The 15659-nt window shown below is 37.8% G+C and carries 13 protein-coding genes; 6 read left to right on the top strand and 7 right to left on the bottom strand.

Annotation, left to right across the window (positions count from 1 at the left end; all coding sequences use genetic code 11):
* The first annotated feature begins 148 nt into the window (after nucleotides 1-148).
* The 5 genes from DIZ80_07935 to DIZ80_07915 all read left to right on the top strand — a co-directional run bounded on the left by DIZ80_07935 (nucleotide 149) and on the right by DIZ80_07915 (nucleotide 4671).
* A complete protein-coding gene (locus tag DIZ80_07935) occupies nucleotides 149-430 on the top strand; it encodes a hypothetical protein (GenBank protein ID RDH84053.1) in 282 nt (93 codons plus the stop codon).
* An 83-nt stretch (nucleotides 431-513) separates the two neighbouring features.
* Nucleotides 514-1719, top strand: a complete 1206-nt coding sequence (locus DIZ80_07930; GenBank protein RDH84052.1) for a hypothetical protein — start codon at nucleotides 514-516, stop codon at nucleotides 1717-1719.
* A 56-nt stretch (nucleotides 1720-1775) separates the two neighbouring features.
* On the top strand, nucleotides 1776-2687 hold the full coding sequence (locus tag DIZ80_07925) for a phosphate ABC transporter substrate-binding protein (GenBank protein ID RDH84051.1): 912 nt from the start codon (nucleotides 1776-1778) through the stop codon (nucleotides 2685-2687).
* A gap of 161 nt (nucleotides 2688-2848) precedes the next feature.
* Entirely contained in the window at nucleotides 2849-4087 is a 1239-nt protein-coding gene (gene serB, locus DIZ80_07920) for a phosphoserine phosphatase SerB (protein ID RDH84050.1), read from the top strand.
* Nucleotides 4088-4299: 212 nt separating this feature from the next.
* Entirely contained in the window at nucleotides 4300-4671 is a 372-nt protein-coding gene (locus DIZ80_07915) for a hypothetical protein (protein RDH84049.1), read from the top strand.
* A gap of 163 nt (nucleotides 4672-4834) precedes the next feature.
* On the opposite strand, the gene DIZ80_07910 is transcribed toward DIZ80_07915, so the two are convergent.
* The 3 genes from DIZ80_07910 to DIZ80_07900 form a co-directional block, all read right to left on the bottom strand.
* Nucleotides 4835-5107: a hypothetical protein gene (locus DIZ80_07910; GenBank protein RDH84048.1), complete on the bottom strand. Its 273-nt coding sequence runs from the start codon at nucleotides 5105-5107 to the stop codon at nucleotides 4835-4837.
* 202 nt (nucleotides 5108-5309) lie between these two features.
* Entirely contained in the window at nucleotides 5310-6509 is a 1200-nt protein-coding gene (locus DIZ80_07905) for a glycine C-acetyltransferase (protein ID RDH84047.1), read from the bottom strand.
* 100 nt (nucleotides 6510-6609) lie between these two features.
* A complete protein-coding gene (locus DIZ80_07900) occupies nucleotides 6610-7647 on the bottom strand; it encodes an L-threonine 3-dehydrogenase (protein ID RDH84131.1) in 1038 nt (345 codons plus the stop codon).
* Nucleotides 7648-8053: 406 nt separating this feature from the next.
* Here DIZ80_07900 and DIZ80_07895 point away from each other — a divergent pair, with 406 nt between their 5' ends.
* The gene (locus tag DIZ80_07895) at nucleotides 8054-9094 is read left to right on the top strand and encodes an aldo/keto reductase (protein RDH84046.1); all 1041 of its coding nucleotides are present in this window, start codon (nucleotides 8054-8056) and stop codon (nucleotides 9092-9094) included.
* A 42-nt stretch (nucleotides 9095-9136) separates the two neighbouring features.
* On the opposite strand, the gene DIZ80_07890 is transcribed toward DIZ80_07895, so the two are convergent.
* The 4 genes from DIZ80_07890 to DIZ80_07875 all read right to left on the bottom strand — a co-directional run bounded on the left by DIZ80_07890 (nucleotide 9137) and on the right by DIZ80_07875 (nucleotide 15494).
* Nucleotides 9137-12241 carry a CusA/CzcA family heavy metal efflux RND transporter gene (locus DIZ80_07890; protein RDH84045.1) on the bottom strand — a complete coding sequence of 1035 codons (3105 nt, stop codon included), beginning with the start codon at nucleotides 12239-12241 and terminating at the stop codon, nucleotides 9137-9139.
* A gap of 9 nt (nucleotides 12242-12250) precedes the next feature.
* Entirely contained in the window at nucleotides 12251-13543 is a 1293-nt protein-coding gene (locus tag DIZ80_07885) for a secretion protein HlyD (protein RDH84130.1), read from the bottom strand.
* Nucleotides 13544-13551: 8 nt separating this feature from the next.
* A complete protein-coding gene (locus DIZ80_07880; GenBank protein ID RDH84044.1) occupies nucleotides 13552-14859 on the bottom strand; it encodes a TolC family protein in 1308 nt (435 codons plus the stop codon).
* Between the two features lie 206 nt (nucleotides 14860-15065).
* Nucleotides 15066-15494 carry a hypothetical protein gene (locus DIZ80_07875; protein ID RDH84043.1) on the bottom strand — a complete coding sequence of 143 codons (429 nt, stop codon included), beginning with the start codon at nucleotides 15492-15494 and terminating at the stop codon, nucleotides 15066-15068.
* Between the last annotated feature and the right edge of the window lie 165 nt (nucleotides 15495-15659).

Below are 15659 nucleotides of genomic sequence, written 5' to 3'. Positions count from 1 at the left end.
TTAAGTTAAGTAAATTTTGCAGGGATGCATATTTTTCTTTTATTGAATTAACAATACGTAATTTACGTCATATCGTTCTTCTCAATATTAATAAATCAGTTTGTAATGGATTTTGACAATATACTTTATAAATAATCAGGAAATGTGAATGTGCACAGTGATTGAATTCGATCTTTATCATGATTCTACTTATATGAATAAAGTAAACGAAATTGTAGATAATATGTATGAAGAGTTTAATGATAAGTGGGGCCTTAAGTCAGACCGTAATAAATGGACTGAATATTGGGTTAACCTGTTATCAAAATCTGGTGTTTCTCATAATTGTATTAATTATACATTTAAATTTTGCATGACTGAGATTGATGAAGTGCCTACTGTTTTCTACTTTATACACCTGTGTATTATTTTTGATTCATATTCTCAATGATATTTTATATATCCCCCCCCCCCTGAATTAAATATTTTATCTAATAAAGGGTTTTCATTTAACTAATTTTTGAGGTTAATCTAATGGAAATCGATGCTACAATTATCGTTCTTCTTTTATCATTTTCTGCTGCTCTTATTATGGGGTTTGCTGCGAATAAAACAAATTTCTGCACTATGGGTGCAGTTTCAGACTGGATTAATATGGGAGATACCGGTCGTATTGGCGCCTGGATGCTGGCAATTTCAGTTGCTATAGCTGGAGTGGTGTTAATGCAATATTTTTACGGTATCTCTTTTGATTCAACCCTGCCGCCATATAAAACGGCAAATTTTGCATGGTTACGTTATGTATTAGGTGGGCTACTATTCGGTGTTGGTATGACATTAGCTAGTGGTTGTGGTAATAAAACGATGGTTAATATTGGTGGAGGGAACTTAAAGTCATTAATGGTTTTATTAATAACTGGGGCAACAGCATATCTTCTAACTAAAACAGAGTTGTATGAAATTATTTTTCATAGCTGGATTAACTCGACCGCAATTGACCTGTCTTTATATCAGATTAAAAATCAATCATTAGATTCAATTATTTTATCATTTTTTAATTTTAATGATGTGGATATAATTCGATTAATTACTGGTCTATCAGTAGCTTTCATATTTTTATTTATAGCTTTGAAGTCAAAAGACTTACTTAATACAAAACATAATATATTGGGCGGTATTATCATCGGTCTAATGGTTGTAGCTGGTTGGTTTATATCTGGAGGTTCTCTAGGTCAACAAGCCATTGAAGCTGCAGAGTGGATGGATGTGGTTCCTGTGGGTGTCGGTGTGCAATCTTATACATTTATAAACCCAATGGGTGAAATGTTAAATTATGCAGCTAGTCCATTTGATTTTTCTTTAATTACATTTGGTGTTGTTGCTATCTTTGGTGTGATATCCGGTTCTTTTATAGCTTCTATCTTTTCAAAACAGTTTAGATTTATCTGGTTTTATAATATAGAAGATGCAATTAAACATATATCGGGTGCTGTTTTAATGGGTACAGGTGGAGTGCTAGGGATGGGTTGCACGATTGGTCAGGGTATAACGGGTGTTTCTACTTTGTCATTAGGTTCGTTACTGGTATTAGGTTCGATTATTACCGGTTCAGCTCTTACTATAAAAGTGACTAGTTACAGGATTATGTATGAAGACTCAACTTTAATCGATGCCTTACTGTGTTCATTGGTCGATATGAATCTATTAACAGATAACTTTAGAAAATATGACAAAGTATAACTATTAGTATTTGTTATTCTGATTTTATTATTTATGATTGAAATGAGTAGTCCGTTATGAAAAGTATTAATTTAGTGTTATTAGCAAAATTATTTGTTTTGTATTTTTTTAGTTCAATCGCTTATTCCGATACTATCAACTGGGTCGGTTGCGGAATAAGCAAAAAAGCTTATATGAATGAGATGTCTAAATCATTTAAGAAGAAAACTGGAATAGATATAAATATACAGGGAGGAGGAGCAACCAAAGGTATTAGAAAAGTATCTGATAAAAGTGCTGATTTAGGTGGTTCCTGTCGTTTATATTTACCAGGAAATGATTTAGAGAGTTCGGTATCTTTTGAGCCACTTGCATGGGATGCTCTAGCCGTAATTGTACACAAGAATAATCCGGTGAAAAATATAACACTTGAGCAGTTGAAATCTATATACATGGGTGAACTAACAAGCTGGAAGGAGCTAGGTGGCCCGGATCATAAAATTGAACTCTTTACTCGTCAGGGTAAAATATCGGGTGTTGGATTTATGATCAGAAAGTTACTTTTTTACAGTCCGTATGTCGAGTTCGATTCATCACAGGAGTTTAAATCCAGTGGCCCATTGGAAAAATCCATACAGCAAAATATATATGCTTTAGGTATATCAGGTATTAGTAGTGCACGATTACGTGATTTAAAAATACTTAACCTTAATGGTGTTTCACCTGATACAGAGTCAATAAAGAAGGGCGGATATCTATTGTATAGACCCCTGTATTTAACTTACAGAAAAGATAGCCCGCGGCTTAAAGAGATAAAAGCATTTATAGCTTTTGCACATAGTAAAGAGGGGCGAAAGATAATGATTAAAAATGGTGTTGTACCCTATTTACGGGCAATGCAGTTAATTTTTAAACAGGTAGAGCAGGAAAGGAGAGCCCAAAGGCATTCGTCAACGAATTATAATTACACTAATAAATATGTGTATTAATTATATAGAGTGCTAGCTGTTAGTAATGTCTGGCCTGGCTCTTAGATAGACATTATAAAAATGCTTTAATGTATATGTGTATTTATGAGAGCGAAGTACATAACCTCCCTGATTCTGATAAAATGGTGTTTGTTTAATTAGATGAGTCAGGTGGGTGATAAATGTCAGAGGTTGTATTAATTACTATCTCAGGTCAGGATCGAGCAGGTTTAACTTCTGCATTAATGTCAATTTTATCAAGTTATGATATCAATATACTCGATATCGGTCAGTCAGTTATTCATGAAAGTCTATCTCTGGGCTTTTTAATTGAATCGCCTGAAGATGCTAAAAGCTGTTCTGTATTTAAGGATATTTTGTTTAAAGCGCATGAATTAAATTTGAATGCCCGTTTTACGCCCATTACAAAAGCAGAATATGAGCATTGGGTAAACGCGCAGGGTCAGGCAAAACATATCGTAACCTTACTAGGCAGGCAAATTACGGCTAAACATCTGAGCAGGGTTACCGAAGTAGTTAAAGACCAGGGGTTCAATATTGATCAGATTAGTCGTTTGTCTGGTCGTTTGTCGTTAAGTCAGCAGGGCAATTCATCTTCTAGAGGGGCATCGGTTCAGTTGTCTTTAACGGGTGATGTGCAGGATATAGCAGCTATGCATGCATCCTTTTTGCATATATCACAGGAGTTAGATCTCGATATCGCTGTTCAGGAAGATAATCTTTATCGGCGCAGCCGCAGACTGGTTTGTTTTGATATGGATTCAACTTTAATACAGGTTGAAGTTATTGATGAACTGGCTAAAGCTGCTGGAGTAGGTGATCAGGTAGCGAAAATTACTGAATCTGCAATGCGCGGTGAAATCGATTTTTCTGAAAGCTTCCGTCAACGCATGGCTTTGTTGAAAGGAATGGATGAATCGGTATTGAAAGAAATAGCTGAAAGTCTACCTATTACTGAAGGTGCTGCTCGTTTGATTAGACATCTTCGTCATTTTGGTTATAAAGTGGCTATTCTCTCAGGTGGTTTTACCTATTTTGCAGAATATTTAAAAGAAAAGCTGGGTGTCGATTATGTTTATGCCAATCAGCTTGATTTTGAAAATGGTAAATTAACTGGCAAAGTGAAAGGTGAGATTGTTGATGGGCAGATGAAAGCTAAATTATTAACTCAAATAGCTCAGCAGGAAGGGATAAGCACAGAACAGGTCATTGCGGTAGGTGATGGAGCGAATGATTTACCTATGTTAGCTATAGCTGGTTTAGGAATTGCTTTTCATGCAAAGCCTTTAGTAAAAGAACAGGCTAAACACTCTATAACTAATTTAGGTCTTGATGCAATTTTATATTTGTTGGGTATTCGAGACCGTGAACTGGTTGAACTTGAAAATAGTTTAAAGTAGTTCTATTTTTAATCTAACTCATAGTATGCAATTTAAAAACTTGAAGTAATTCATATTAATTAAATAATTTATTAAATACTGTATTTATGAATTACTTTTGTGAAGTGTTTTATAATAATAGTAATTAAATATTTAAACTCTGTTGCTTGATGATATCGTCACGTCTCAAGCTTTAAAAAATGTTTTAAATTAAATTTAACAGAGGATTATATATGAAAAATAGTATCTTATTAGCAGTATTAGTTATGAGTGGTTTGTTTGTGATCTCAGCGTGTAATGAAAAATCAGCAAGTGTAGACTCTCAAACTGAAGAGGCAATTGTTGAAACGCCTGCTACCGAAGTTGAAACGACAGAAACAGGTGAAACAATTAATAATGAAGTAGCAACTCCTACTGATGTTGAGTCAAATCAGGAATCAACAGACGTAATTGTAAAACCTGTTAATAATGCAACTGGTTCGGTAAATGTAATTTTTAATAAAAATATTGCTGCTGAGACTAAAGAAGTAACAAAAGAAGCCGGTAAAACAACAGAAGAAGAAAAAACAGTGGTTAACGCAGAAGATAAAAAATCAGCTAGCTAATACCTGATATTTATATTGATCGAATTTAGAGCTGGTTTTCCAGCTCTTTTTTTTTAAAATTAGTGAATAAAAAAGAAAAGTTTAAAATATTATAGGCAAACGCATGATTTCTACACAATATTATAAGATGTAGTGTTAAAAATATTTGTAGAATATGAATAAATTAATTTATGCTGTAAATAAATTTATTTTTGTTTTTACTTGCTTTGTTTTTCTGATTGAAAGATTTTACAGGGCTTTGTATTTTTCCTGCTGATTTAGGCCATCCAATGCAGTAATTGAGAGTTTTTTCATCTTTTTCGCAGGATGAATTGAAAGTACCTATTAGTTTCCAGCCAAGTTTTATATGTGAGTTGACTTCTTTAGATGTTAATAATTTCTTAACTTCAAGCATCTCATGTGCTGCACGAGCAGGGGTAGGTGTTTTTATAGTCATATCCGTATCAAATTTAATCGTTTAGTTTTAACATTTATTAGAGAATCTATTATTATCTGATTCTTTTTTCAGCATATTATACGGTGTTCAGCAGGTAAATGTGAGATATAGTTCAGATTTACAGCTGTAACTACTTTCAAAAGTTGCTATAGAAGGCTGTATTTACTGTATCAGGCTATATTGGCCTGAGTGTTCCAGGATTTTAATGCGCATTAGTTAATTCATTGTACGTCTTTCTGAAAGCACTAATAGCCGTATCCAGGTCCTCTTTTGTATGAGCAGCTGAAATTTGAGTGCGTATACGTGCCTTTCCTTTAGCAACTACCGGGAAAAAGAAACCGACTGCATATACACCTTGCTCAAGTAATCTTTGTGACATTTTTTGTGCTAACACTGCATCACCTAACATAACAGGAACAATAGGGTGGTCACCTTCATCAACATCGAACCCCGCATCTCGCATACCTTTTCTAAAGTAGTGTGTATTCTTCTGTAGTTGATCACGCAAAGCCGTAGATGTTGATAACATCTCCAGAACTTTAAGTGTTGCTGCACATATTGCCGGTGCTACTGTGTTTGAAAATAAATAAGGGCGAGAGCGTTGGCGTAACATGTCGATAATTTCCTTACGTCCAGATGTGTAACCACCGGATGCGCCACCTAATGCTTTACCAAAGGTGCCGGTAATAATATCAACACGATCCATTACACCGCAGTATTCATGTATACCACGGCCATTTTTTCCCATAAAGCCAACCGCATGACAATCATCGTGGTGAACCATTGCATCATACTTATCTGCCAGGTCACAAATTTTATCTAGTTGAGCAATAGTGCCATCCATAGAGAACACACCATCCGTAGTGATTAAAATGCGACGTGCACCAGTTTGTTTGGCTTCTTTTAGTTTTTCTTCGAGATCTAACATGTCGTTATTTTTATAACGATATCGTGCTGCTTTACATAATCGTACACCATCAATAATTGAGGCATGATTCAGCTCATCAGAAATAATAGCATCTTCATTATTTAGTATCGTTTCAAAAAGTCCTGTGTTGGCATCAAAGCAGGCAGCGTAAAGAATGGTATTTTCCATACCTAAAAATTCTGATACTTTGTCTTCAAGCGTTTTATGAATGGTTTGTGTACCACAGATAAAACGTACCGATGATAAACCAAACCCCCATTTATCATAACTGTCTTTAGCAGCTTGTATAACCTGTGGACTGTTTGCCAGACCCAGATAATTATTTGCGCACATATTAATAACTTCACTGCCATCGGCAAGGGTTATATCATTTTTTTGTTGTGAAGCGATAATGCGTTCAGTTTTCCATAAACCAGCTTCTTTAATTTCGGCTAGATCTTTCGTTAAACTTACTTTGGTGCTTTTAAAACTCATGGTTATCTCTTTTTTCTGTAAATGGTTACGAATTCATGCGATTAGTATTAGTCATGAATTTGAGTCGCATAATAATAAATTATTCAGAATATTAATATTTTTAATCGTCCTGCCAGTTAAGAATAACCTTACCAGACTCACCTGAACGCATCACATCAAAACCTTTTTGAAAATCAGTATAGTGAAAACGATGGGTAATGATTTTATCGAGTGGAATACCACTTTGAACCATCATTGTACCTTTGTACCAGGTTTCAAAAATTTCTCGGCCATATATGCCTTTAATAAACAGACCTTTAAAAACTACCTGATTCCAGTCGATACCGGTACCGTCTGGCATAATTGCTAACATGGCAATACTACCGCCATTAATCATTAAACTGAGCATTGTTTTAAATGCATCTGGTGAACCGGACATTTCCAGTCCAACATCAAAACCTTCAAATATACCCAACTCATGCATCATGTCTTTACTGATAGGGCCATCATTTACATTTAATGGGATGGCTCTAGGTACAATTTTTTTACATAAATCCAGTCGATACTGATTTAAATCAGTAATTACAATATTACGTGCACCACAATGTGCGGCTACCATAGCTGCCATAATTCCGATTGGGCCGGCACCGGTTATTAATACATCCTCACCAACCATATTAAATGATAAAGCGGTATGTACTGCATTTCCAAATGGATCAAAACAGGCTAGAAGTTCTGTCGAAATTGCCTTGCCAGGTTTATAAACGTTCTTAGCAGGTATGGATATGTATTCTGCAAATGCACCGGTACGATTAACACCCACACCAATTGTATTAGGGCAGAGGTGGCGTCGTCCAGCCAGACAGTTGCGGCAACGTTCACAAACTATGTGTCCTTCGCCAGAAACGATATCACCTATTTTAAGCCCACCAACATTTGAGCCCATTTCGGTAATTTCTCCGGCAAACTCATGACCAATCGTCATTGGTACTGGAATGGTTTTCTGTGCCCAATCATCCCAGTTGTATATATGTATATCGGTTCCGCAGATAGCCGTTTTATGGATTTTAATTAAAACATCATTGTTTCCTACCTCTGGAATGGCTACATCCTCCATCCAGATGCCTTCTTTAGCTTCCTTTTTTACTAATGCTTTCATTGTTTTCATATATAGACTCTATGTTAGTGTTTTAGATTATTGGTATTTATAACCCGATACTGGTTAATACTCTCATAATATGTAATGTTTTAGGAGTAGAATAATTTATAGTTGTTAAAATGCAATTAATCCTGATTTGATAGCGCATTTTTAGATTAAAAATCTGGATTCACAGGTGTTATTATCAACAGGAAAGCTTATAAGGTAAGGATACATGTCAATTTTTAATAAATTATCATTTATTAAAGAAGAAATCAGTGTATTAGTTTCTTTTGCAATATTATGTCTAAATAATGGTGGTTATTTATATTTATCGAGTTGAGGTTGGTATAATTGAATCATTGTTGAAACCCTATAGTTAAATAAATATACATAATCAAAAAGTGTTAAATACAAAAGGTAAAAAATGGAATACAGAAAGCTGGGACGAACCGAACTAGATATAAGTGTTATTGGGCTGGGTACCATGACCTGGGGATGCCAAAATACGCAGGATCAGGGTTTTGAGCAAATGGATTATGCCCTTGAGAAAGGTATTAATTTTTTTGACACTGCCGAAATGTATGCAATACCTCCCACAAAAGAAAGTTTTGGAACGACTGAAACGATTATAGGTAACTGGTTTGCTGAAAGAAAAAATCGTGACAGGGTTATTCTTGCATCAAAAATAACCGGTCCGGGTTTATCATGGATAAGGGAGGGGAAGAGTTATATAGATAGAAAAAATATAATGCAGGCTGTAGAAGGTAGCCTGAGCCGATTACAAACTGATTATATAGATCTCTACCAATTGCACTGGCCTAATCGGGGCTCATATCATTTTGGTCAGGTGTGGGGCTTTAAGCCAGATTTTGATATGCAGGCTGAAGAAGAAAACTTTCTCGAAGTATTACAGGTAATGAATGAACTGATTCAGGCAGGAAAAATTCGGCATATTGGTTTATCAAATGAAACGGCATGGGGTATGACTAAATGGCTGCAATTAGCCGAATCAAACAATATGCCCCGTATGGCATCTATTCAAAACGAATACTCTTTATTATGTCGCCATTTTGAGCCGGACCTGAGTGAAATAGCAACTCATGAGGACTGTGGGTTACTTGCCTGGTCACCTTTATCAAGAGGTATGTTAAGTGGCAAATATCTGAACGGAGCGCGCCCTGAAGGTTCGCGTCTGTCGCTGGATTCACGGCCTGATTTTCGAAGTTCTAATCATACTGATGCAGCAATTAAACAATACATAAAGCTGGCTAAACAATATGATTTAGATGTCTGTCAGATGTCATTAGCTTTTGTTAATGATCAAAGATTTGTTAATTCAACGCTGATTGGTGCGACAACAATGCAGCAGTTAAAAAGTAACATTGACTCTATATCACTCAAATTACCTGACGAGGTTTACACTGGAATTGAAAAAATCAGGCGTGAATATCCGATGTTGTATTAAATTATTGGGTTAATAGTTTATTTTTTAATCTAATAATATTCACTATTTATCTTCTCGTGCATGTACTAATTTATACAATGCAGGTAATACCACAAGCGTTAACAGGGTTGATGAAATAATTCCACCAATAACAACAGTTGCAAGTGGTCTCTGAACTTCCGAGCCAATACCTGTATTAAGAGCCATTGGAATAAAGCCAAGTGCGGCTACCAGAGCTGTCATTAATACGGGACGTAACCGGGTAAGTGCGCCGTCAACTATAGCATCATTTAAGCGTTGTCCATGCATGCGTAAATCACGAATAAATGCAACCATGACGAGGCCATTGAGAACAGCAATACCTGACAGGGCAATAAACCCGACTGCAGCTGAAATTGAAAATGGAATGTCGCGTAACAATAGAGCTAGTATTCCACCGGTTAGAGCCAATGGCACACCTGAAAAAATGATGGCTGCATCTTTAATTGAGCCCAGTGCCATAATAAGCAAACCAATAACTAACGCTAATGTTAATGGCACTACAATAGATAGACGTTGAGTAGCTGATTGTAGTTTCTCGTAGGTGCCACCATATTCTACCCAGTACCCAGCCGGTATCTCAACACGGTCTTCAATCGCTTTTTGTACATCTTTCACAAATGATCCAAGGTCACGACCACGAACATTTGCGGTGACAACAATACGACGTTTACTGTTTTCCCTGTAAATCTGGTTATAACCGTTAAGTATATTAAGTTTGGCGACTTCACCTAATGGGATGTAATCACCGTTAGCCAGCATTACCGGCAGCCTGATCAGGCTATCCGTGTCCGACCGTAATTTTTCATCTAAACGAACAACTATATCTGAGTGACGATCACCTTCATAAAACTGACTGGCAACACTACCCCCTAATGCTGTCGCCAGTACATCCTGTAGTTCTATTATGCTCAGACCATAACGAGACATGGCTTCACGATCAGGTTGTATTGTCATTACTGGTAAACCCGTGGCCTGTTCAGCTGAGACATCCGCTGCACCTGAAACAGTTTTAACAGCCGATTCAATTTCTTCACCTAGCTTTATGAGTTGATCGAAATCATCACCAAAAACTTTTACAGCGAGTTCTGCGCGAACGCCAGCAAGTAATTCGTTAAAACGCATTTGAATGGGTTGTAAAAATTCATAACGATTTCCCGGAACAGGTGTGACCAGTGCTTCAAGCTCAGCTACTACCTGAGATTTTGGTTTTTCCGGGTCAGGCCAGTTTTCACGGGATTTAAGAATAATAAAATTATCCGCCACACTGGGTGGCATGGGGTCAGTCGCCACTTCAGCTGTACCGATTTTTGTAAATACCGTTTCAACTTCGGCGAGTTTTTTAATTTCAGCTTCTAAGTTTTTCTGTAAATGTATTGCCTGATCTAGTGAGGTTCCAGGTATGCGCAGTGCGTGCATTGCGATATCGCCTTCATCTAAATTGGGCATAAATTCAGAACCCAGTTTCGGGGTAAGGGCTGCGGAAACAATAATTAAAATCATCGCTGCTGCAAGCACACTCCAGCGAAATTTCAGTGATAACATTAATACAGGTTTATACACTGAGCATGCAGTTTTAATGACTTTTCCTTCTTTCTCTTTTATTGGTTTACGAAATATCAAAGCAATAGCTGCAGGAACAAACGTGATGGAAAGAATCATTGCGCTAACCAGTGCAATAATAACGGTGAGCGCCATAGGGTGAAACATTTTTCCTTCAACACCGGTTAAAGCAAAAATTGGAATATAAACGGCAGTAATAATAAAAACGCCAAACAGTGCAGGGCGAATGACTTCCTGCGTCGCATCAAAAACCAGTGCCAGGCGTTCTTTTAATTCCAGTGTTTTATTGCGCCCGGATTCACTCAGTCGGCGTAAACAGTTTTCAACTATGATAACTGCACCATCAATGATGAGACCAAAATCAAGTGCACCAAGACTCATTAAGTTAGCACTGACTTTGCTTTGCACCATTCCTGTAATTGTCATCAACATAGCAATTGGAATGATCGCTGCAGTTAAAAATGCGGCTCGCATATTACCCAGTAATAAAAAAAGCACAAAAATAACGAGTAGTGCGCCTTCGAGTAAATTTTTCTGCACAGTCGCTAATGTTTTATCAACCAGACTGGTACGATCATAAACGGCTGTTGCCGTTATTCCTGTAGGTAAACTACTTTTAATTTCTTCCAGTTTTATGGCTACATCGTTTGCAACAGCGCGGCTGTTTTCACCGGTCAACATAAATACCGTGCTTAAAACAACTTCATGGCCATTTTGAGTGGCCGCACCTGAACGTAATTCTTTTCCAAGGCTAACCTTTGCGACATCTTTTATGCGAACAGGAATACCCTGTTGTTGAAGAATAAGAATATTTTCTAATTCGGCCAGGTTGCTGGCCTGCCCAGGAACTCGCATTAACAATTGTGCGCCATTGCGTTCAATAAAACCGACACCTCGATTAGTATTGTTTTGTTCCAGTGCGTTAACAACATCGGCGTAACTAATTCTATAAGCCAGAAGTTTTTCTGGTTCTGGTGCAACCAGAATTTGTTTTTTGTATCCGCCGATGGGGTTGATTTCAACCACACCTGATACACGCATTAATTGTGGACGAATAATCCAGTCGTGCACTGAGCGTAAATCAGTAGAAGTAACCGGGCTACCATCGGCGTTAGTTGCTCCATTTTCAGCATCAACAGTGAACATGAAAATTTCACCCAGACCAGTAGAGATAGGGCCAAGTTCTGGCTCAAGACTGGCAGGTAAGTTTGATTTCGCGCTACTGAGTCGTTCGCCGACGAGTTGTCTGGCAAAATAAATATCTGTGCCTTCTTCAAAAACGATGGTTACCTGAGATAGCCCATAACGTGATAAAGAGCGTGTGTAGGATAATTTTGGCAGGCCAGCCATAGCGGTTTCAATCGGGTAACTGACACGCTGTTCTACTTCCAGTGGCGTATAACCCGCAGCGGCTGTATTAATGACAACCTGTACATTGGTAATATCAGGTACGGCATCAATGGGTAACTGGGTGAATTTCCATGTGCCCAGGAGCATAGTCATAAATACAAGTGCAATTACCAGCCAACGTCGGGCCAGCGAAAATTTTATAATAAATTCAAGCATGATTGGTCCTTAGTGGTCGTGTGATGCGCCGGATTTTTCAATATCGGCCTTGATGACATAACTGTTTTCACTGACGTAATGAGTGCCGGCATGTAATCCGCCCAGCACTTCTATCCATTCATCGTCCTGTCGACCAAGTTCTAACATACGCACTTCATACTCTTCACCAACTTTGGCATAAACAACGGTAAAATCTCTAAAGGCCTGTAATCCGGAACGTTTGACTGCTAATGGCACTGCGTGTTCGCCCACTTTAATTTTTGCTTTAACATAACTGCCAGGTAAAAACTTTCCATCTTTATTATCGATAACCATACGAGCAGTTACGGATTGATTAGTTTGCGTAATTACATTGATAAATGTAATTTTTCCTTGAGCTGTCTGGGTATTGTTTGCAAGTTTAAAGCTAACAGTTGCACCCATTTTTACGCGACTTACATCACCTGGAAAAATGGCCAAATCAACCCATACCGATGAAGTGTCTGTAATGGTAAATAACACCTGATCGTTAGTTCGTTCACCAGGGTTGGCGTTACGTGATGTAATGACACCACTGATAGGCGCTTTAATCGTATATAAATTAAGGCTTTCGTTACTCTCAATAGTCGCTAGTGTTTGTCCTTTACGAACCGTGTCGCCCATTGACGCTGAAACCGACTTAATAATACCTGCAAAACGTGCTCCCAGTTGACTAACACGTTCAGTATTTGCGTTAATTTGTCCGAATACATTAATTGTTTCCTGCAATAATACGGGTCCGGCAATATCTGTTTTTATCTCGAGTGCTTTGGCAACCGCAGTTTCAATTTTTGTGCGGCCTTCAAAATTATCATATTGCCAGTTATGTCTGATTCCGTTATGTGTAGCATTGATGGTGACAATAAATGAATGGGGCTCATAAATAACACTGTCACCGCGCAGAGCATCGCCATGAGTTATGAATTTTATTTCATCAATCTTGCCTTCTTCGTTGTTACTCAGGCGAGTTAAAGTAATATTAAGATCAATTTCGTCTGGTGTTAGAAGTTTATCTTTCAGGCTTGCCCATGCACGAAATTCTGGTGGCACACCGGTTTCAAAAATAGATAACTCAAGGGTAAAGTCTCCACTGGTTAACAGACGGCCACCATGAGGACCCTTCACAACTTCAACTTCTGATGTTGTACCGTGCGTATTATGTTTTGAACTGTGTTGCTCGGAATTTGTGTTGTCACATGCGGCCAGAAGGATGCTCATCAAAAGGATTGTTAATAACTGGATTCCAGAATTTTTTATTACTGGTCGTTTTAAAAAAGTATTCATAATTATTCTCATGATTTGTTAACCGGTTGCATTTTTAGTTGTGCCATTGGCATGCCGGTTAAACGTTCAATTTCAATGACTTTCAAGTGAGCATCGATACTTGCTTCAACTAATGCGCTACGTGCATCCAGTAATTCAGCCTGTACACTGCTCCATTCAAGGTAACTATAGCGACCTAAGTTATATGCTCTTTGTGTTTCTTTTAGCGCTTTTTCAAGTTGCGGAATAATATCTTTGCTATAGGTATCAACTTGATGCAAGCTGTGTTGCAGTTCCTCAGATAACACGTAAAGAGTAGTTTCAATATGAACTTTTAATGCGTCTGCTTCAGCCAGTGTCTGAGACAAATTTTCTCGTGCCTCAATTATGCGCCCCTTATTTCTACTGCGTTCACCAAAAGGAATGCTAATGCCGGCAACCAGAGCCTGATCATTTGTTGTTTCATAATGACGTATGCCCAGATTCACACGCCATTCAGAATTACTTTGTGACTCAGCCAGTTTTAACTGTGCTTGTTTTAATCGTTTATCTGACATCAGGCGAGTTAAATCCGGACTCTGTTTAATCTGTGTTTTAAGTGTTTCAAAAGGCATGATTGCAGGCAGGGTGAAAATATTTCCTTCAACCTGCGTAAAGACAGGGTATGTCTCACCCCATTGCGCAGCTAATAAGCGTATGGCAGAACTCAGTTCATGTTCAATATCCTCATACCCAAGTTGACGGCGAGCAAACTCTGCGCGGGCTCTTGCCAGTTCAGCTTCTGGTGTTTTTCCTGCAGTTACGCGTTTTTTTACCGCAGCCACAGTCTCTTTTGCCAGGTTTAAGGTTTTAACTGCATTGTTCAATCGAGCCTGATTAGCCAGACTGATAATATATAAACGAGCTGTTTCAGCGGCTGCATCAAGGCGTTTGATCTTCGTCTGAGTGGAAAGTGAAGATGTTCCTGCGCGAGCTACATCAATATAGCCCTGTCGTATTTTACCTTCTAATACCCAGGCAATACTCAGTGTCGCCTGTGCATTATCAGTGCCTTTAAAGTCTCCTGACCCAAGCGCATCTTCTATGTCGAAACTTACATTAGTGCCAGGTGCCAGACTAGCCTCTAACTGTCTGCCGGTTTGTGCTTTAAGTGCATAGTTAAAAGCATGTAGTGTCGGATTATGTTCAAATGTTTTATTTATTGCATCGTGTAAATTAATGCTATGAGTATTTGCATTCTTATGCTCATGTGATTTCAGGCCTGAGTCAGCTTGTAACGCGGTGTTAAAAAACAACAGCGTACAGCTGAATAAAATATTAGCTGATCTGGATAACATGTTGATGTTATTTCCTTTGTCGGTTAATTCTTAAAACGTCAGTTTTTTGTGCAGTCATAGTGCATGGTTGACGGTATTTAATTAAATATTTTCAAGATAAGTTTTGTAATTAAAAACTATTATCCGCAGATATCTACGATAGATTCATTGTAGAAAAAATTATTAATTACAGTAGATGTACCCGTGTGAATTACAGGTAGTGGTATTTAGCAGGGAGGTGCGCGTAGAGGAGGCTGGATTAAATAATAGTTTGCAGGACGTTCAGCATTAGAATCGTGCTTTCTAAGAATGCGACATGTGTGTGTCACGCATATAAGAATGCTTATAATAAAAAATAGTAATATGAACGGATTTAATAACCCCATCTTTTTTACAAAAGTACTGGAGCTGACGTCAATTTCTACAGGGTGATGATGATCCTGAGTAGTTACCTGATGATGATTAATATAAGTTGTTTTGTGCGGTGGAAATGCTACATGCAGACCGACGAGATGGCCTTCAGCTACATAAGATAAGGGGGCGTCATCATGCTGTATGTGCATGTGTAACTTGAAAGATTGCACAAACAATATTGCAGCTGACAGGCAGATAATCAGCACATATTGAGCAACTTTATTGTTGTATAACGTTTTCATCCGGATGAAGTTTATACTCTGCGCTAATATGATTCAAGCAGCATCCATTCGTACATGGCGTCTGGTATTTTTGTATTTCAACACAATCAAGCTTGTTTGGGCTTAAAAATTAGGCAGGTAATTTTTTCGATAATATGATCAATATGATTGCTTTTTGTCTTTGTG

Source organism: endosymbiont of Galathealinum brachiosum, from assembly GCA_003349885.1.
Lineage (GTDB): Bacteria > Pseudomonadota > Gammaproteobacteria > SZUA-229 > SZUA-229 > SZUA-229.
This window is presented reverse-complemented; position numbering and strand designations above follow the sequence as displayed.

Coding starts and splice junctions, on each gene's coding strand:
- DIZ80_07935 (RDH84053.1), top strand. CDS start 149: ATGTGCACAGTGATTGAATTCGATCTTTATCATGATTCTACTTATATG.
- DIZ80_07930 (RDH84052.1), top strand. CDS start 514: ATGGAAATCGATGCTACAATTATCGTTCTTCTTTTATCATTTTCTGCT.
- DIZ80_07925 (RDH84051.1), top strand. CDS start 1,776: ATGAAAAGTATTAATTTAGTGTTATTAGCAAAATTATTTGTTTTGTAT.
- serB (RDH84050.1), top strand. CDS start 2,849: ATGTCAGAGGTTGTATTAATTACTATCTCAGGTCAGGATCGAGCAGGT.
- DIZ80_07915 (RDH84049.1), top strand. CDS start 4,300: ATGAAAAATAGTATCTTATTAGCAGTATTAGTTATGAGTGGTTTGTTT.
- DIZ80_07910 (RDH84048.1), bottom strand. CDS start 5,107: ATGACTATAAAAACACCTACCCCTGCTCGTGCAGCACATGAGATGCTT.
- DIZ80_07905 (RDH84047.1), bottom strand. CDS start 6,509: ATGAGTTTTAAAAGCACCAAAGTAAGTTTAACGAAAGATCTAGCCGAA.
- DIZ80_07900 (RDH84131.1), bottom strand. CDS start 7,647: ATGAAAGCATTAGTAAAAAAGGAAGCTAAAGAAGGCATCTGGATGGAG.
- DIZ80_07895 (RDH84046.1), top strand. CDS start 8,054: ATGGAATACAGAAAGCTGGGACGAACCGAACTAGATATAAGTGTTATT.
- DIZ80_07890 (RDH84045.1), bottom strand. CDS start 12,241: ATGCTTGAATTTATTATAAAATTTTCGCTGGCCCGACGTTGGCTGGTA.
- DIZ80_07885 (RDH84130.1), bottom strand. CDS start 13,543: ATGAATACTTTTTTAAAACGACCAGTAATAAAAAATTCTGGAATCCAG.
- DIZ80_07880 (RDH84044.1), bottom strand. CDS start 14,859: ATGTTATCCAGATCAGCTAATATTTTATTCAGCTGTACGCTGTTGTTT.
- DIZ80_07875 (RDH84043.1), bottom strand. CDS start 15,494: ATGAAAACGTTATACAACAATAAAGTTGCTCAATATGTGCTGATTATC.